The 17,507-nt window shown below is 35.5% G+C and carries 16 protein-coding genes; 3 read left to right on the top strand and 13 right to left on the bottom strand.

Features of this window, described 5'->3' with window-relative positions:
- Positions 1-60: 60 nt before the first annotated feature.
- The 11 genes from P0Y62_00580 to P0Y62_00530 form a co-directional block, all read right to left on the bottom strand.
- A complete protein-coding gene (locus P0Y62_00580; protein WEK70048.1) occupies positions 61-2,544 on the bottom strand; it encodes a glycoside hydrolase family 2 protein in 2,484 nt (827 codons plus the stop codon).
- Between the two features lie 177 nt (positions 2,545-2,721).
- Positions 2,722-3,384 (bottom strand): copper homeostasis protein CutC, encoded by a 663-nt coding sequence (locus tag P0Y62_00575; protein WEK70047.1) that lies wholly within the window; start codon positions 3,382-3,384, stop codon positions 2,722-2,724.
- A gap of 12 nt (positions 3,385-3,396) precedes the next feature.
- Positions 3,397-3,939: a hypothetical protein gene (locus P0Y62_00570; protein ID WEK70046.1), complete on the bottom strand. Its 543-nt coding sequence runs from the start codon at positions 3,937-3,939 to the stop codon at positions 3,397-3,399.
- A gap of 23 nt (positions 3,940-3,962) precedes the next feature.
- Complete coding sequence (locus P0Y62_00565; GenBank protein ID WEK70045.1) at positions 3,963-4,955, bottom strand: N(4)-(beta-N-acetylglucosaminyl)-L-asparaginase; 993 nt, start codon at positions 4,953-4,955, stop codon at positions 3,963-3,965.
- Positions 4,956-5,063: 108 nt separating this feature from the next.
- Entirely contained in the window at positions 5,064-5,528 is a 465-nt protein-coding gene (locus P0Y62_00560; protein ID WEK70044.1) for a YeeE/YedE thiosulfate transporter family protein, read from the bottom strand.
- 11 nt (positions 5,529-5,539) lie between these two features.
- The gene (locus P0Y62_00555) at positions 5,540-6,103 is read right to left on the bottom strand and encodes a YeeE/YedE thiosulfate transporter family protein (protein ID WEK70043.1); all 564 of its coding nucleotides are present in this window, start codon (positions 6,101-6,103) and stop codon (positions 5,540-5,542) included.
- Positions 6,104-6,116: 13 nt separating this feature from the next.
- A complete protein-coding gene (locus tag P0Y62_00550; protein ID WEK70042.1) occupies positions 6,117-6,740 on the bottom strand; it encodes a class I SAM-dependent methyltransferase in 624 nt (207 codons plus the stop codon).
- 49 nt (positions 6,741-6,789) lie between these two features.
- Positions 6,790-8,211: an MBL fold metallo-hydrolase gene (locus P0Y62_00545; GenBank protein WEK70041.1), complete on the bottom strand. Its 1,422-nt coding sequence runs from the start codon at positions 8,209-8,211 to the stop codon at positions 6,790-6,792.
- 81 nt (positions 8,212-8,292) lie between these two features.
- A complete protein-coding gene (locus P0Y62_00540) occupies positions 8,293-9,084 on the bottom strand; it encodes a sulfite exporter TauE/SafE family protein (protein ID WEK70040.1) in 792 nt (263 codons plus the stop codon).
- 71 nt (positions 9,085-9,155) lie between these two features.
- Positions 9,156-9,782, bottom strand: a complete 627-nt coding sequence (locus P0Y62_00535) for a Crp/Fnr family transcriptional regulator (GenBank protein ID WEK70039.1) — start codon at positions 9,780-9,782, stop codon at positions 9,156-9,158.
- A gap of 19 nt (positions 9,783-9,801) precedes the next feature.
- Complete coding sequence (locus tag P0Y62_00530; protein ID WEK70038.1) at positions 9,802-12,075, bottom strand: family 20 glycosylhydrolase; 2,274 nt, start codon at positions 12,073-12,075, stop codon at positions 9,802-9,804.
- 103 nt (positions 12,076-12,178) lie between these two features.
- Between P0Y62_00530 and P0Y62_00525 the strand changes: the two genes are divergently transcribed.
- On the top strand, positions 12,179-12,982 hold the full coding sequence (locus P0Y62_00525; GenBank protein WEK70037.1) for a DUF4197 domain-containing protein: 804 nt from the start codon (positions 12,179-12,181) through the stop codon (positions 12,980-12,982).
- Positions 12,983-13,172: 190 nt separating this feature from the next.
- Here P0Y62_00525 and P0Y62_00520 read toward each other — a convergent pair whose 3' ends face one another.
- On the bottom strand, positions 13,173-13,826 hold the full coding sequence (locus P0Y62_00520; GenBank protein WEK70036.1) for a CoA transferase subunit B: 654 nt from the start codon (positions 13,824-13,826) through the stop codon (positions 13,173-13,175).
- 122 nt (positions 13,827-13,948) lie between these two features.
- On the opposite strand from P0Y62_00520, the gene P0Y62_00515 reads away from it, so the two are divergent.
- Positions 13,949-15,748 (top strand): ABC transporter ATP-binding protein, encoded by a 1,800-nt coding sequence (locus P0Y62_00515; GenBank protein WEK70035.1) that lies wholly within the window; start codon positions 13,949-13,951, stop codon positions 15,746-15,748.
- A 161-nt stretch (positions 15,749-15,909) separates the two neighbouring features.
- On the opposite strand, the gene P0Y62_00510 is transcribed toward P0Y62_00515, so the two are convergent.
- On the bottom strand, positions 15,910-16,611 hold the full coding sequence (locus P0Y62_00510) for a CoA transferase subunit A (protein WEK70034.1): 702 nt from the start codon (positions 16,609-16,611) through the stop codon (positions 15,910-15,912).
- A gap of 373 nt (positions 16,612-16,984) precedes the next feature.
- On the opposite strand from P0Y62_00510, the gene rplS reads away from it, so the two are divergent.
- The gene (gene rplS / locus P0Y62_00505; protein WEK70033.1) at positions 16,985-17,338 is read left to right on the top strand and encodes a 50S ribosomal protein L19; all 354 of its coding nucleotides are present in this window, start codon (positions 16,985-16,987) and stop codon (positions 17,336-17,338) included.
- The last annotated feature ends 169 nt before the right edge of the window (positions 17,339-17,507 follow it).

Here is a 17,507-nt window from a genome sequence, read left to right as displayed (position 1 = left end):
AGAATCTTTTTCAAATATAATCAAAAGAGATTCTTCCTTCGTCAGAATGTATATTCTTTTTTAGTTCATTGTATCAAATAAACTCATTACCTCAACTTTTTCCAAAGGTTTTGAAAGCGTAATTCTTTTTGACGTTTTCGGAAGTAAGTCGAAGAAATTATCACTGAAATGCGTGTCTCCCATTAAACAAACATCTTTTGCTAGAACATCGGTGGAAACTTCGATTTCTGTCGAGGAAATTTTCTTGATTTTAATAGTAGGCTTTGTCAGCTTTAAATCTTTTGGTTTAGTAAAGAAATGATTTGATTCTGCAATTTTATTACCCTTTTTATCAACTAAAATTAAGTTTAAAAAAGAATTATCTCTTTCTGATCCGGAAATAAAAAATGAAGTTTTGGGAGATGCTAATTTTAAGATCCCATTCAAAACTCTCCTCTTACAATCTGTTCTTCTTCTTACTATAATATCACCATTAAATTTTTTAGCATAAACAATTAATGATACATCTTCAAATTTTTTAAGCTCATCATTAATTGCATAAAAGTTTAAAACCCCATCTTTTTCTTCTGTTAAAATTACCTGATTTTCAAAACTTCTTTTTACTTGATAATGCAATGCCTTCCAATTCCCTAAATAGTCAATTGAAGACCATGAAACCACCGGCCAGCAATCATTCAGCTGCCAATACAGAGTTCCCATATTGTAAGGTTTAGCCCGACGGTGGGCTTCAATGGCAATTTGCATTCCGCGAGCTTGAAGCAACTGGGAAACATAATTATATTTTACGAAATCTGTTGGAATATGATAATCACGTTTCATATAATTATCGATGATTTCCCAACCTCGCGAATGTTTTTCGTGTGCTTTTACTGTTCCGTTTTGCAAACGTAAATCCGGATCTCCGGAAAACATAGATTTCGTAGTTTCTAATGTGGGCATTCCCTGAAAGCCATATTCTGAAGCAAATCTTGGAACTTTTTCATTATAAATTTCAAACGGCTGTTCTCCCCACCAAACTCCCCAGTAATGAGAGTCACCTTCCGTTAAACTCTCTTTGTGTCCCCAACCGATTGACGGTGAGCTTGGCCAGTAAATTTGCTTATCAGTTGTTGCATATTTTTTAATAGCATTTGGAATTACTTCATGAAAAATTGTTTTATAATCTTTCCAAACCTGCAGTGAATCTTCTTTTGAGTACTTGAATTGTTTTTGATATCCCCAGTTTACGATCGCTTCATCCACTTCATTATTTCCACACCACAACGCTAATGACGGATGGTTCTGAAGTCTTTCTATCTGATCTTTGACTTCCATCTCAACATTCTTTTGGAAATTCTCATCCGAAGGGTAAAAACTTCCTGCAAACATAAAATCCTGCCAAACCAATATCCCGTTTTCATCACAGGCTTTGAAAAATTCATCATCTTCATAAATTCCGCCTCCCCATACTCGAATCATATTCATGTTGGCCTCTTTACAATCTTTGATCAGTTTCTGATACTTTTCTTTTGTTATTCTTGGGGTAAAGCTGTCTGAAGGAATCCAGTTTGTCCCTTTTGCATACATTGCATTTCCATTCACTTTAAAATAAAAAGATTTTCCTTTTTCATCTTTTTCCTGGATCAGTTCTACTGTTCTTAATCCAATTCGTTCAGACTTTTCTGCAATGGTTTTTGAATCTTTTTGTAATGAAATTTTTAACGGATATAAATTCGGATCGCCCCAACCGTTGGGTTGCCATAGTTTTGGATTTTGAATCTGGAAAGGAACTGAAATTATATTTACTCCTGATTTTAAAGTAATATTTTGAGATTTATTATTGATTGAAATGCTGTACTTTCCTTCTTTTTCAGCAAAAATCTCAGCATGAATATTTAAATCTGCTTTTTGTCCGGTCAAAGCTTTTTGTTCAATTTTTACATTTTCAAGTTTTGCCTGGTTCCAGAAATTTAATTGTACCTCTTTCCAGATTCCGGCAGTTACCAATCTTGGTCCCCAATCCCATCCGAACTGATATTGGGCCTTTCTTACATAACTTCTTGGAGATTCAGGCGTTGTAAAAGAAACTTTTTGGGCCAATTCTTTTCCAACATTTACAGCAGATTTAAATCTAATCAGTAAAATATTTTCCCCTATTTTTAAGTTTTGCTTTACAGGAATCGTCCATTTTCTGAACATATTATCTGTCAACTGTACTAATTTTCCGTTTAAATAAATCTCAGAAAAAGTATCCAATCCATTAAAGATCAAGTCGATATTCTGATTGACTAATTCTTTAGAGGAAATCATAAATGATGTCTGATATTCCCAGTCTTCATTTTCTACCCACTGAACTTTTTTTTCATTTTCATCTTTATAAGGGTCCGGAATCACTTTATTATTCATTAAATCTAAATGAACCGTTCCCGGCACGGAGGCCGTGAGCCATTTATTTTCTTTGGAGTTTTTGAACTGCCATTTTTCTGATAAGAGGTTTCGCTCGGAAAATTGAGCAAATAATAGAGTTTGTATGAAAAGAAAGGAAAAAAGTAAGGTTTTGTTCATCAATAGATTTTGATTTATATTGGAATTAAATGTGGTGTTTGTCATTCTGACAAAGGAAGAATCTTTACTATATTTAATATTAAGTTTATAGTGAAGTTTTAAGAATATCAAGTGAGATTCTTCATTTCGCTTCGCTACATTCAGAATGACAAACTTTATGAATATTTTTTAATAAATTTACTTACTTTTCAAAGCAACCACCTCATCAGGATTTGCAAAAGCACCACCATCGGTAATCGCAGAGGAATGAAAATACTTGGCTTTGGTAAATTCTCTTAATTCTTCAATATTGGAAGAACGAAGTCCGCCTCCTACCAGAATTTCGATTCTTCCGTTGGATAATTCAACCAATTTTTTCAGGTTTTCTTTTCCTTCTGAAACATTTGGTTTCTGACCGGAACTCAGGATTGTTTTAAAACCACAATCTATTACTTTTTCTAAAGAATCTTCTAAGCCTTTTGCACGATCAAAAGCACGATGAAAAGTACATGAGTATGGTTTTGCCAGTTCAACCAATTCCTTATTCTGCACTATATTTATCTCCTCATTTTCATCTAAAATTCCGAATACAAAACCATCTACATTTAACGTTTTTAATTGAATCAATTCTGATTTCATTTGCGCAAATTCCTCATCAGAGTAGGTGAAATCTCCACCACGTGGCCGGATCATCACAAAAATCGGAATGTTAATTTTCTCTCTCAGTAATTTTGCTGTTTCAAAATCGGGAGTTGTTCCGCCTTCGCTTAACCCGTCACACAGTTCTATTCGGTCTGCTCCGTTTTCAAAAGCAATGATTGCGGATTCAGGATTAAAGCATGCTATTTCTATTTTTGACATTTTTTGTTCAGTTTAATCTTTCTCAATAACATCTGCGATCAAAAATTTATTGTCTTTTTTGACAACCCCTATTTTACGTTTAAAAACTTCTTTGGATCCATTATCTACTAATTCAACATCAAATACGAACGCTTCATCTCCTGAAATAGCATCCAATTCGCATTTTTTAACCTCAATATTTGTCCAGTCCTGTGCGGAGATCAGAAATCCTGTGTTTATTCCGGCATATTTTGTATTGTATTTATTTCCCCATTTTTGCTGGAAATCTTTTAAACTGAGACTTCCATCCACATTCATGTCTACGTTTGTTGCATCCGTTTTGTATTCATAGTAGTCTTTCGTCGTAATCTCCTGCATTATTTTCTGCTGATCAAGATCTGCCTTAAAATATTTCACAATACTACTTTTCAACCAGTTTTTCGCGGCTTCGGCTTCACCTTTACTATTGGCTACTTCTTTATTTTCTGTTACAGAAGTAATATTTTCATCCGTTTTTTTAACATCTTTACAACCAATCATTAGAAATAAAGAAGCAACAATTGCATATTTTATCATTAAATCAATCTATTATTTTAATTTTATTTTAAAGCGAATTCAGGTTTTTCCAGACGGTTTCCTTTCTGGTCATACACGGCAAAGTTAAATCCATCCTGAATACAATAGGATCCGTATTCTCCTTTTTTATTAATTGCTATAAAACCCACCTGAATATCTTTAAGATTTTTGTTTCTTCTCTGAGTAATCTTCACAATTCTTTCAACCGCTTCTTTACAGGCTTGCTGCGGACTTCGGCCCTGTCTCATCAGCTCAACCACCAAATGAGTTCCTACCGTTCTGATCACTTCTTCACCGTGACCCGTTGCTGTTGCAGCTCCCACTTCATTATCAACAAATAATCCGGCTCCGATAATAGGTGAATCTCCTACTCTTCCATGCATTTTAAAAGCCATTCCGCTGGTTGTACACGCTCCTGAAAGGTTTCCGTCTGCATCCAGTGCAATCATTCCGATGGTATCGTGGTTTTCAATGTTTACAATGGGTTTATATTTGCTTTCTTTCAGCCATTCTTTCCATTCTTTTTCGGATTCAGGGGTTAGAATATTTTCTTTTTTAAATCCTTGGGAAACGGCGAATTGTAATGCTCCGTCACCTACCAACATTACGTGTGGTGTCTTTTCCATTACCGCTCTTGCTACAGAAATCGGATTTTTAATATTTTCCAGGCAGGCCACTGAACCAATATTGTAGTTTTCATCCATAATACAGGCATCCAGCGTTACTCTCCCGTCCCTATCTGGACGTCCTCCGTACCCGACACTTCTTTCAGTCGGATCATTTTCAACTAGGCGAACTCCTTTTTCAACCGCATCTAGAGCATGACCTCCTTTTCCAAGAATGGTCCAGGCTTCTTCGTTAGCTTTTAAACCAAAATTCCATGTGGAAAGTACGATCGGTTTATTGACTGTTTTATTATTTTCGGGAAATTCTTTAGCCATAAGATCCAGCGGATTCATGGCTAATGCCAAGGAAGCTGCTGCGGATCTTTTTATGAATTTTCTTCTACTCTGCATGTTTGATTTATTTGGATCACAAATTAGGAATTTTCACGTTAGCATAAAAGCAAAAAAAGCTGCAGATTATTTTCTGCAGCCTTTCTGATATTTATCTAACAATATTTTTTAATGAGGTAATTTATCTCTAAAGTATCCATATATCCAAGTTCCGAAAATCGCACTTAATAAAGTAATGATCACTGCGAAAGCTCCTGTTCCGATCTGAGCGAAAAGTGGTCCCGGACAAGCTCCGGTAATTGCCCAGCCGAAGCCGAAGATCAATCCTCCATAAATTTGTCCTTTATTAAACTTTTTAGGCGCTATTGTAATCGGCTCTCCATCAAGGGTTTTTATCTTAAACTTTTTAATCAGCCATACGGAAATCATTCCTGTTAACACAGCACTACCAATGACTCCATACATATGGAAAGACTGTAAACGGAACATTTCCTGAATTCTGAACCAACTGATGATTTCAGCTTTTACAAAAACAATCCCAAATAAAATTCCTACCAAGAGGTATTTAAGATTATAGTACCATTTACTTTGGACAGTAATTTCGTTACTACAAACTGCATTATTATTTTTCATTGCTTATTTTTTTAGAGTGAAAGAATAATCGGCAACACGACATTGGCCACAAAAAAACCACCGATCATAAAACAAATTGTTGCCACTAAAGACGGCCACTGCAGATTGGAAAGTCCCATAATCGCATGACCACTTGTACATCCGCCTGCATAACGGGTTCCAAAGCCTACTAAAAATCCTCCAACAACCATGGTTATAAAGCCTTTTAAAGTCAATAAGCTTTTAAAATTCATTAACTGGGTGGGAACAAGATTGCTGTAATCTGTGATTCCATAGCCTGCTAATTCGACTTTAAGCTTTGGATTTACGATAATTTCTCCGGGATTCACCAGAAAATAGGCAGAAATCATTCCTCCAAAGAATATTCCCAGGACAAAGAACAAATTCCAGCTTTCTTTTCTCCAATCGTATTTAAAAAAATTAATATTTCCCGGTATACAGGCTGCACAAACATGTCGTAATGACGAACTGATCCCGAAAGATTTGTTTCCTAAAATCAGTAATATCGGAACGGTAAGTCCTATCAACGGACCTGCAACGTACCAAGGCCAAGGTTCTTTTATAATATCAAGCATAAGTTATTTTAATTTATTTCTTTTTGAACTGACAGAAAATAAAGTTCTGAACGGTATTAAACGGAGTCATATGATCTTCTGTAAAAGATTTTACCAGCTCAAAGCTTTCAGAAAATATAGCTTTCAGACGGTCTTCATCATATTGTACAATGGGCAAACCGCTGCATTTTTGCGGACCATTTACAGAGAAAGTCCCGATAATCAATGTATCAGAAACTGCATTTTTTACAATCTCTGCGTATTTTTTTATTTCTTCTTCTGTTGTCAGAAAATGAAAAGCCGCCCTGTCATGCCAGATATCATACGTTGTTGGCGGTTCAAATTCTGTAATATTTGTAGTAATCCAATCTATATTTTCAGCTTGAGCTCCTAATCTTTCTTTTGCCTTTTTCAGTGCTTTTGCAGAGATATCTAACACAGAAATGTTTTCAAACCCTTTTTTCAATAAAAAATCTGTCAAGTTGCTGTCTCCACCGCCAATGTCTATGATTTTTGAAGATTTGTCTTTCGAAACCTCTTCTATAAGATCCAAAGAAGTCTGGGGAATTTTTTGTGTCCAGCTTACTTCATCTGGATTTTTGGTTTCATATACATTCTCCCAATGGTTTTTATAATCCTGTTGTTCAAAATTTATCATTATCTCGTTCTATTTTTATGAATAATATGTTTTATAAGCAACACACATTTTAACTAATATAGGGAAAAACCTTAGTCTGACATACAAAATCACTTTTAGGAATATCAGTTTGGGCAATCGCTTTAAATCCTCCTTCAATTTCGGTAAAATTTCGGTAGCCTCTTGCCTGAAGAATGCTTGCCGCCATCATACTTCTGTATCCACCTGCACAGTGCAGATAAAAATGTTCTTCAGGATCAATCTGACTGATCCATTCATTGATATATGCCAAAGGTTTGTTATAAGCCTCGTCGATGTGTTCTGCGTTGTATTCGCTTTCTTTCCTTACATCAATAATTTTTACGGTTTTGTCTTTAATTTCATCTTCAAACTGTTTTGCTGAGATCCTGTGAATCGAATCTATCTCTCTTCCGCTATCTTTCCAGGCTTCAAAACCACCTTTTAAGAAACCTAAAACATGATCAAATCCAACTCTGCTCAGTCTGGTAATTGTTTCTTCTTCCTCATTTTCATTCGTCACCAATACAATCGGCTGTTGTACATCTGCAATTAAGGCTCCTATCCACGGTGCGAAATCTCCATTCAATCCTATATTAACGGATTGCGGAATAAAGCCTTTTGCAAATTCATGATTATCTCTTACATCAAGAATCAAAGCTCCGGAAAACTCTGCTGTTTCTTCAAATTCATCGGGAGATAATGCTTTCGAGCCATGAGATAAAACCTCATCAAAACTCTCGTATCCTTTTTTATTCATCGCTACATTCATTCCAAAATAAGCAGGAGGTGGCAAAAGTCCGTCAGTTACAGCCTTTATAAAACTTTCCTTATCTTTTTGATTTAATGCATAATTGGTTCTTTTCTGATTTCCCAATGTGTCTACCGTTTCTTTCTGCATATTTTTACCACAAGCCGAACCTGCGCCATGAGCCGGATAGACAACAATATCATCATTCAAAGGCAGAATCTTTTTATATAAACTGTCATAAAGCATTCCCGCTAATTCTTCCTGAGTCATATCCGCAGCTTTCTGAGCCAAATCGGGACGGCCGACATCTCCCAGAAACAAAGTATCTCCACTGAATAATGCTGTTTCTTTTCCATTTTCATCAATTAACAAAAAAGAAGAACTTTCCAGCGTGTGTCCCGGAGTATGCAACACTTTAATTTTAATTTTTCCAATTTCAAAAACCTGATTATCTTTTGCAATAATCGCCTCAAATTCTGGTGATGCGGTTGGTCCATAGACAATAGGAGCTCCTTTTTTTTGACTTAAATCGACGTGACCGCTTACGAAATCTGCATGAAAGTGGGTTTCAAAAATATATTTAAGCGTCACTTTATCTTTTTCCAAACTGTCAAGGTAAGGTTTTGTCTCTCTTAAAGGGTCAATAATAACGGCTTCTCCATCAGAAACAATATAATAAGCTCCCTGAGCTAAACATCCTGTATAAATCTGTTCTATTTTCATTTTTAATAAATTTTGTTTTGTTGAGTACAAATTTCTCCTTTTAGCATTTCCTGCACAGCTACTTTTGTTACATAAGAATTTTTACAGAAAAATTTCTTTAATGATGATATAAATTCCCATCACCAAAATAAACCATCCGAATGCCGGTTTTAGCTTTTTCCCATCAATTTTCTTTGATAAATAGGAACCTATTATGATTCCTACAACAGCAATCGCCGATACGGATAGCAGAAATCTCCAATTAATGGATGTACCATGAATAGATGAAAAAAATCCGATCAGAGAGTTTAAAGAGATAATCACCAGCGAAGTTCCAATTGCCACTTTCATGGGAGTTCTCAGAAGATTAACCAATGCAGGAATAATCATAAATCCTCCTCCCGCTCCGACTAGTCCTGTTAAAACTCCAACGACAGAGCCTTCTCCTGCAGCTAAAAGTGTATTGTTTTTATTTTCTTGCTTTTCATCCGGCTGCTGTACATCTTTTCGGATCATTTTGTAGGAAGCTATCATCATTAATCCTGCAAAAATCAACAACAGGAAAATATCTTTGGTAATTATCAGATTGTTGATTGTAAAAACTTCATCCGGAATGAGAGGCAAAAGATAGTTTCGGGTGAGAAAAATGGAAATCACAGATGGAATTCCAAAAACTACGGCGATTTTAAGATTCACCAATCTTTTTTTAAAATACGCTATTGAACCGGCCACACTGCTTATTCCTACAATAAAAAGCGAATATTCTGTAGCCAGTAATGCATCTATCCCAAAAAGATAGACAAGAACGGGAACGGTAAGAATACTTCCTCCGCCGCCAATTAATCCTAAAGAAACACCAATTAAAACCGATGCGATATAACCAAAAATTTCCATTTTTACTTCCTTCAATTTGAAAGCAAAAATGGAAATTCCACTATTTCTGTACAGCTACTTTTGTTACATAACTAAAATAAAAGCTGAATTTTATTTCTACCGAGTTTCAACTTTCCTTCTTCTTCCAGCTGTTTCAGTAATCTGGAAACAACGACGCGGGCTGTTCCCAATTCGTTGGCCAATTGTTCGTGAGTGATGATAATGGTACTCGAATTTGATAATTCTGATTTTTTATGAAGCAGATTCAGCAATCTTTCATCCACTTTTTTGAAGGCGATTGCATTAATAATGTCCAACAATTCTTCGAACCGTTTATGGTAAAGACGGAAAATATAATCTAACCATTCGGGATATTCTTTGATGAACAGCGAAACTTTATCTATGGGTAAAAACAGAATCTCTGTGTCTTCTTCCACTTCCGCTTTCACAATGCTTTTTTCATTGTGCATTCCTCCAAGAAATGACATAATGCAGCTTTCCCCGGCTTTGATATAGTACAACAGAATTTCGCGTCCGTCTTCTTCGGTACGAATAACCTTCATCATTCCTTTCATCACAATAGGAATGGAACGGATAGAGGAATTTTCATCTAAAATAATATCGCCTTCATGATACGTTTTGGTGATTCCGTACTGATAGAGCTTCTCAAGCAGTTCGGGAGAGGAATTAAACTCTGAAGATAAAACCGTATTTTCCATAATCTTATTAAATTCCTTACTAATTTACGCCAATTTCATCAACAAAAAGCCAGGCTTTTGAATCGGCTCCCGGATTTCCTGCCGGAATAATTCCTGAATTTTCTATTTTAACTTTAATATATTTTGAGTTCTGAGTTCCTAAGGTAAGTTTAATCTTTCCTTTTGCATTCAGAATTTCTTCTTTTCCGATTTCTTTAATCATTTTAAAATTCGTTCCGTCATCAGAGATAAAAATCTGAGCCGATTTCGCAAAGTGAATCCAGCTTCCTTTGTTATCTAACGTGTTAAAATAAACTTCTGAAAACTGGGTTTTCTGACCAAAGTCAATAGTCGCCACAACATCTTTTCCTTGAAAACCCAGCCATGTTTTCCCCAACTGTCTTTGATTTCCGATAATTCCGTCAACCAAAGTGAAAGCTCCTCCGAAAGAATAATTTTCGCTTGGCTGCTGTTCCAGTGTTATTTTTTTGCCTGTCGTTTTTGAAATTGTAAAATCCTGTGAAGAAACCGCACTTTTTATTTGCTCGTTCTCAAAATAAGCAGATTTAATCGTTAAAGATTTTGAAACCGGAATAAGGCTTTTGTACTCCTGAGAATGTACCGTTGGATCTGTTCCGTCCAACGTATATCGAATTCCGCTGGGATTTTGTGATGTTGATAGCTCGTAAGAAACCCCATTATTAGCAGCCGTTACTTTTCCGGTAATATTGTAGATGCTTTTTGCGTAATTCACGCCCATTTTATCCAAAACTTTAAACTGATTAATGACTCTGGCCTCAAATTCTTTATAGTTTTTAGGATCCGAAGTTCCCCATCCTACCTCAGAAAGCGCAAACAGTCTTGGAAAAATCATATACTGAACCTGCTTAAAGTCTAAAATATATTCCGTCCATAAATTAGCCTGAACTCCTTTGATAAATTGTGCCTGTTCCGCGCTCAATTCATTCGGAATAGGATCGTAAGAATATACTTTATCTAATGGCGTGAATCCTCCGAAAGCATTCGGTTCCGTAGCCGGATCTCCCTGATAATGATCAAAATAACAGTAAGAACCAGGTGTCATTACAGCAAAATGTCCTGATTTTGCCGCTTCAATTCCTCCATTTACTCCGGTCCAGCTCATTACAGCTGCGTTGGGTGCCAATCCACCTTCTAAAATCTCATCCCAACCGATAATTTTTCTCCCTTTTGAGTTAATATATTTTTCAATTCTCTGGATAAAATAGCTCTGCAAGCCATGCTCATCTTTTAAATTATTCTTTTTAATCAATTCCTGACAATGAGCACATTCTTTCCATCTTGTTTTCGGGCATTCATCACCTCCGACATGAATGTATTGTGAAGGGAAAAGTGCCATTACTTCATCCAAAACATTTTCTAAAAACTTAAAAGTTTCCTCTTTCGGACAGAAAACATCATCAAAAACGCCCCATTTGGTAGCCGGTTCGAAAGGTCCTTTTGTACAGGCCAGTTCAGGGTAAGCCGATAATGCAGCCAAAGCATGACCCGGCATTTCAATTTCGGGAACAACGGTAATATGTCTTTCTGCCGCATATTTTACGACCTCTTTAATTTGTTCCTGCGTATAAAAATAAGGACCGTAAGGTTTTCCGTCAAATGTATTATCTACATACGCTCCAATCATGGATTCTTTACGTTTTGAACCTATCTGTGTCAACTTCGGATATTTTTTAATTTCAATTCTCCAACCCTGATCGTCCGTTAAATGCCAGTGAAAAGTATTCAGCTTATACATGGCCAGATAATCGATATACAGCTTTACTTCTTCCACCGTGAAGAAATGGCGGCAAACATCGAGATGCATTCCACGCCAGGCAAACTTTGGTTCGTCTTCGATTTTCATGGCAGGAATTTTTCCTGAATCTTTATACTGTTCAAATAATTGGAGCAATGTCTGAAGAGCCAGAAAATATCCCTGTTTTGTATAAGAATTTATGGTAATACGGTTTGGAGAAATATAAATGGTATATTTTTCTTTTTTTTCTTCATCCTTTTTTGGTAAATGTGATAAAGCTGGCGGATATAATGAGTATACTAAATGAACTTCATTTTTCTTTTTTGCATATTTAAATTTAAATGCCTTATCAATATGTTTCTTAAAGTATTCTGTTTCTTCTTTAGGAAGATATTCATCCAATATAAATGTTTCCGGAATGATAAATTCTCCTTCCGAAAATTCAACTTTTTGCGGATAAGGGATTACATTCAGTCTTTTTTGAGAAAAAATAAAGCTTGAAATACATACAGAAAATACCAGTAAAAAACGTAGCATAATACGGGATTTAAGATTTCAGCGAATATACTTAATTTCCGAAATTCACCTATCCTTTTTAACTTATTAAAAGTATAAATATCTAATTTTGCAAAAATAAACGATGAGAAAAACAATTATATTGGCTGGAATGTTATTATGTTCAGTTTCCACCCAGGCACAGATTTTAGATGCCATCAAATCTGCAGTAAAAGATAATACCGGTATAGACCTTAATACACCCGTAAAAACAACAACTTCAGCAACAACTCCTAAAAGCACTTCCACCACTTCTTCTCCGATCAATCTGGGAAGCCTTACTTCCACTCAGATTTCATCAGGATTGAAGGAAGCTTTAAGTCTGGGTGTGAATGAAGGAGTAAAAAAACTGGGTGTAACTGATGGTTTTTTGAAAAATGAAGTCGTAAAAATCTTAATGCCCGAAAAGTTGAGAAAAGTAGATACTACTCTTCGTTCTTTAGGATTAGGAAGTCTTGCCGATCAGGGGGTAAAATTACTCAACAGAGCTGCGGAAGATGCCGTAACAGAGGCTGCTCCTATCTTTACCAAAGCTATTACTTCAATGACCATTACGGACGCAAAAAATATTCTGCTGGGAAATGATAATGCGGCAACCAATTATTTGCAAACCAAAACTCAAAGCCAACTTTTTACAGCTTTTCAACCCAAGGTGAAAGCTTCTCTCGGAAAAGTCGGTGCAGACAGTGTCTGGAAAGGGATCATTTCAAAATACAACACGCTAACAGGACAATCTGTAACCACCGATCTTAACGATTATGTAACCACTGAAACCATTAATGGGGTTTTTAAAATGGTTGCGGAGAAAGAAAGCGGAATCCGGAATACACCGGCTATGAGAACGACGAGTGTTCTGCAAAAGGTTTTTGGAGCGCAGGATGGAAAGTAATTTTTTTACTTTGAAACAAAGATGCTTCGACTGCGCTCAGCATGACATTTCTAATACTAATCACATTATATATTGAAATAATTAATTTTAAGCAGTGTCATGCTGAGCCCAGCCGAAGCATCTGTTTAATCTGGTATAATTAATCTTTAAATAAAAAAGCCTTGTCGATATGACAAGGCTTTTTTATTATTTAGAATTGCATTTCAGGAATTTCTCCTTCAATGATTAAATCAGCTTCTGTAGATTGAATAATGTGTTCAACTGAAACTCCCGGAGCTCTTTCAACAAGCTTAAATCCGGCAGGTGTAATGTCTAAAACAGCTAATTCAGTCACTACTCTTTTCACACAGTTTACTCCTGTTAAAGGCAAAGTACATTTTTTAAGGATTTTACTTTCTCCTGCTTTATTCACGTGCATCATTGCAACGATTATATTTTCTGCTGAAGCTACCAAATCCATTGCCCCTCCCATTCCTTTTACCATTTTTCCCGGAATTTTCCAGTTGGCAATATCTCCGTTTTCTGAAACTTCCATAGCGCCAAGAATTGTAAGATCTACTTTTTGAGCTCTGATCATCCCGAAACTGAAAGCTGAATCAAAAAATGAACCTCCATCCAAAATAGTAATCGTTTGTTTTCCAGCGTTGATAATGTCTGCATCTTCTTCTCCCTCAAAAGGAAACGGCCCCATTCCCAATACTCCGTTTTCACTCTGAAACTCCACAGAAAGATTGTCCGGAACATAGTTGGCAACCAATGTTGGAATTCCGATTCCTAAATTTACATAATATCCGTCTTTTACTTCTCTGGAAATTCTTTGTGCAATTTGTTCTTTAGTTAGCATAGCATAATCTTATCCCGCCAAATTAGCCATTTTTTCAGAATTACGAAATAGTTTCTTTTCTTATCCTATGATAAATTTTGCTTTTCAAATTGTTGTAAATTTGTAAGCTTTTAATTATACGCATGAAAATTTTATTAAATTATTTAAAACCATATAAATGGCTGATCATAGCCTCTCTTTTATTGGCTTCAATCAATCAGGTATTTTCGTTATTTGCTCCGGCTATTACAGGAAATATATTAGACAAACTGGTTACCCATCCCAACTTTTTCGATAAAGAAAAACTCCTGCCAAGAAGCCTGAGCGAATATCTTTACGGAACCAACATCTATCATGGTGTATTCTATTTTCTAGGATTGCTTGTCGGAACAGCGATGGTAAGCCGTATTGCAAAGGCATTTCAGGATTATGTAGTGAATGTGATTATCCAGAAATTTGGAGCTAAAATATTTACAGACGGTTTAAAGCATTCTATGAGACTGCCTTTTCAGGAGTTTGAAGACCAGAGAAGTGGTGAAACGCTTTCTATTCTCACCAAAGTCCGGGAGGATTCTGTGAAGTTTATCAATAATTTCATCAATGTATTTTTCGGAATTTTGGTAAGTATTATTTTCGTTTCGGTATATGCGGTTCGTTTACACTGGACGATTATGCCTGTATATGTGGTAGGAATTGTTCTTATTGCTGTTGTCACCAATTTATTGAGCAAAAGAATTAAAACCATTCAGAAAAATATTGTAACGGAAACTACTAATTTAGCAGGAAGTACGACGGAAAGTCTTAGAAATATTGAGATTGTAAAAAGTTTAGGACTGACCAATCAGGAAGTGGAACGTTTGAACAACAATACGTATAAAATTCTGAATCTGGAATTAAGAAAGGTAAAAAGTATCCGTTCATTAAGCTTTGTACAGGGAACTTTGGTTAATTTTTTACAGCAAACCATTACATTCACGTTATTATTATTGATCTTTAAAAATGTCGTAACTCCGGGACAGTATTTATCACTAATGTTTTATGGATTCTTTATTTTCGGGCCCATGCAGGAAATTGGGAATATTATCATTTCTTATCGTGAAGCTCAGGCTTCTTTGAATAATTTCGACAGGGTCATGAAAAAAGAGATCGAACCAAAACCTTTAGCTCCAAAGAAAATTGGTGCTATTGAGGAACTGGAATTTCAAAAGGTATCTTTTCAGCATCAGACTGCTCATTACAAGGCATTAAATTCTATTTCGTTTGATGTGAAAAATGGAGAAACTATTGCTTTTGTGGGTCCAAGCGGTTCCGGGAAAAGTACATTGGTAAAACTATTGGTTGGTTTGTACAGACCTCAGGAAGGAAATATTTTTTATAACCATATTAATGGAAAAGAATTTGATTTTGATGAATTGAGAAATCAAATCGGGTTCGTAACACAGGATACCCAACTTTTTGCAGGAACCATAAAAGAAAATCTTTTGTTTGTAAATCCGACAGCCACGGAAGAAGAGCTTCAATTGGCTTTAAAAAAATCCAGCTGTACAGCTCTTTTAGAACGTGCTGAAAATGGGATACAAACAGTAATCGGTGAAGGCGGATTAAAATTGAGCGGCGGTGAAAAACAGAGAATTGCCATCGCAAGAGCTTTATTGAGAAAACCCCATTTGCTTATTTTTGATGAAGCAACTTCTGCTTTAGACAGTATCACCGAAGAGGAAATTACAACAACTATTAAAGAAATTTCAAAAGAAAAGGAACAGATTACCGTTCTTATTGCACATAGATTGAGTACAATCATGCACGCGGACAGAATTTATGTTCTGGAGCGCGGGCAAGTAATAGAAACAGGTTCTCACTTACAGCTTATTGAAGAAAAAGGATTGTATTATGCGATGTGGAGACAGCAGATCGGAGAGCGTAAACTGACGGCAGGAGTATAAACAATAATACTTCTGTCATTCTGATTGGTACAAAGCGAAATGAAGAATCTATATTATTATGTAGAGATTTTTCCTTCGTCAGAATGACAACGTATGGATAAATAAATACCCCGAAGTTGATTTCGGGGTATTTTATTTTTTAGAAAAAAGTATAATAAATATTAATCCTTTTTTCTTACCGTTCTCTGTTCGATTCTTTTTTCAAATTTCTCACCCTGAAAGATTCTCTGGATCATAATTCCCGGAATGTGAATCTGGTTCGGATCCAGCTCTCCCGGTTCTACCAATTCTTCTACTTCTGCAATGGTAATTTTTCCTGCTCCAGCCATCGGATGGTTAAAATTTCTTGCTGAACCTTTGAAAATCAAATTTCCTGCGTGATCTCCTTTCCAGGCTTTCACAATTGAAAAATCCGCTTCGTAAGCATGTTCTAAAATATGTGTTTTTCCCTTGAACTCTTTTACTTCTTTTCCTTCAGCTACTTCAGTTCCGTAACCTGCAGGTGTATAGAAAGCTGGAATTCCTGCCTGAGCAGCTCTGCATTTTTCCGCTAAAGTCCCTTGAGGGGTCAATTCTACATCTAATTCTCCGGAAAGCATTTGTCTTTCAAATTCTGCATTTTCACCTACATAAGATGAAATCATCTTCTTGATCTGTCTTTTATGAAGCAATAATCCTAATCCAAAATCATCAACACCTGCATTGTTTGAAATGCAGGTAAGATCTTTTACATCACTATCTACCAATGCATTAATTGAATTTTCAGGAATTCCGCAAAGACCAAATCCTCCCAACATCAGAGTCATTCCATCCTGAATTCCTTCAATCGCTTCTTTTGCATTTTTTACTCTTTTATCTATCATTATTATAGTATTAGATTTTCAGTTCTAAATTTAAACATTTTTGTGAAACCGCGAAAACAAGTTCATATAAAGCAATATTTAAAAAATAGGTAATTATATATAAAGCTTTACTACATTATGAGATTCTTCCTTCGTCGGAATGACACAATGATGTAGTCATCTAAAATAAAAATTTTTATAACCATTAGGATAATTGAGGGATTAAGATAAATTAAGTAAAACAATATTCCCATTTCTCTTTCCTAAAATATTATGAAAAATATTATGTAAGATATTGGTTTTTATATAAAAAAGTTATATTTTTGCATCCTGTTATTCAACCTCTGACGATAACCGTGTAAGTTGCTTAGCTTTAACATTTTATTTATTAATAATGGATTTATTAAAGTACGTACAAGATAAGTACATTGCGAAAAAAGAATTCCCTGAATTCAAAGCAGGTGATACCATTACTGTGTATTACGAAATTAAAGAAGGACAAAAGACAAGAACTCAGTTCTTCAAAGGAACAGTTATCCAATTAAGAGGTACTGGTTCTACAAAAACTTTCACTATCAGAAAAATGAGTGGAGATGTAGGTGTTGAGAGAGTATTCCCTATCAACATGCCAGCTTTACAAAAAATTGAAGTGGATAGAAGAGGTAAAGTTAGAAGATCTAGAATTTATTACTTCAGAGACCTTAGAGGTAAAAAAGCTAGAATTAAAGACGTTCCTTACAAGAAATAATTCAGACAACAATACATACGAAAAGAGGCTTTCTATTTTAGAGAGCTTCTTTTTATTTTAGAAAACAGTTTGATTTTAAATTTCGTTTTTAGCCACCCCGTCAAAAATTTCTTTGAAATTTTCGCCATCCCTCCAGAGGAGGGGAATCTTGAGAATGGCTATTTTCTGT

It is taken from the genome of Candidatus Chryseobacterium colombiense (genome assembly GCA_029203185.1).
In the GTDB taxonomy this organism is placed as follows: Bacteria; Bacteroidota; Bacteroidia; order Flavobacteriales; family Weeksellaceae; genus Chryseobacterium; species Chryseobacterium colombiense.
The sequence above is the reverse complement of the archived record's forward strand: the minus strand, read 5'-3'. Positions and strand labels throughout refer to the sequence as shown.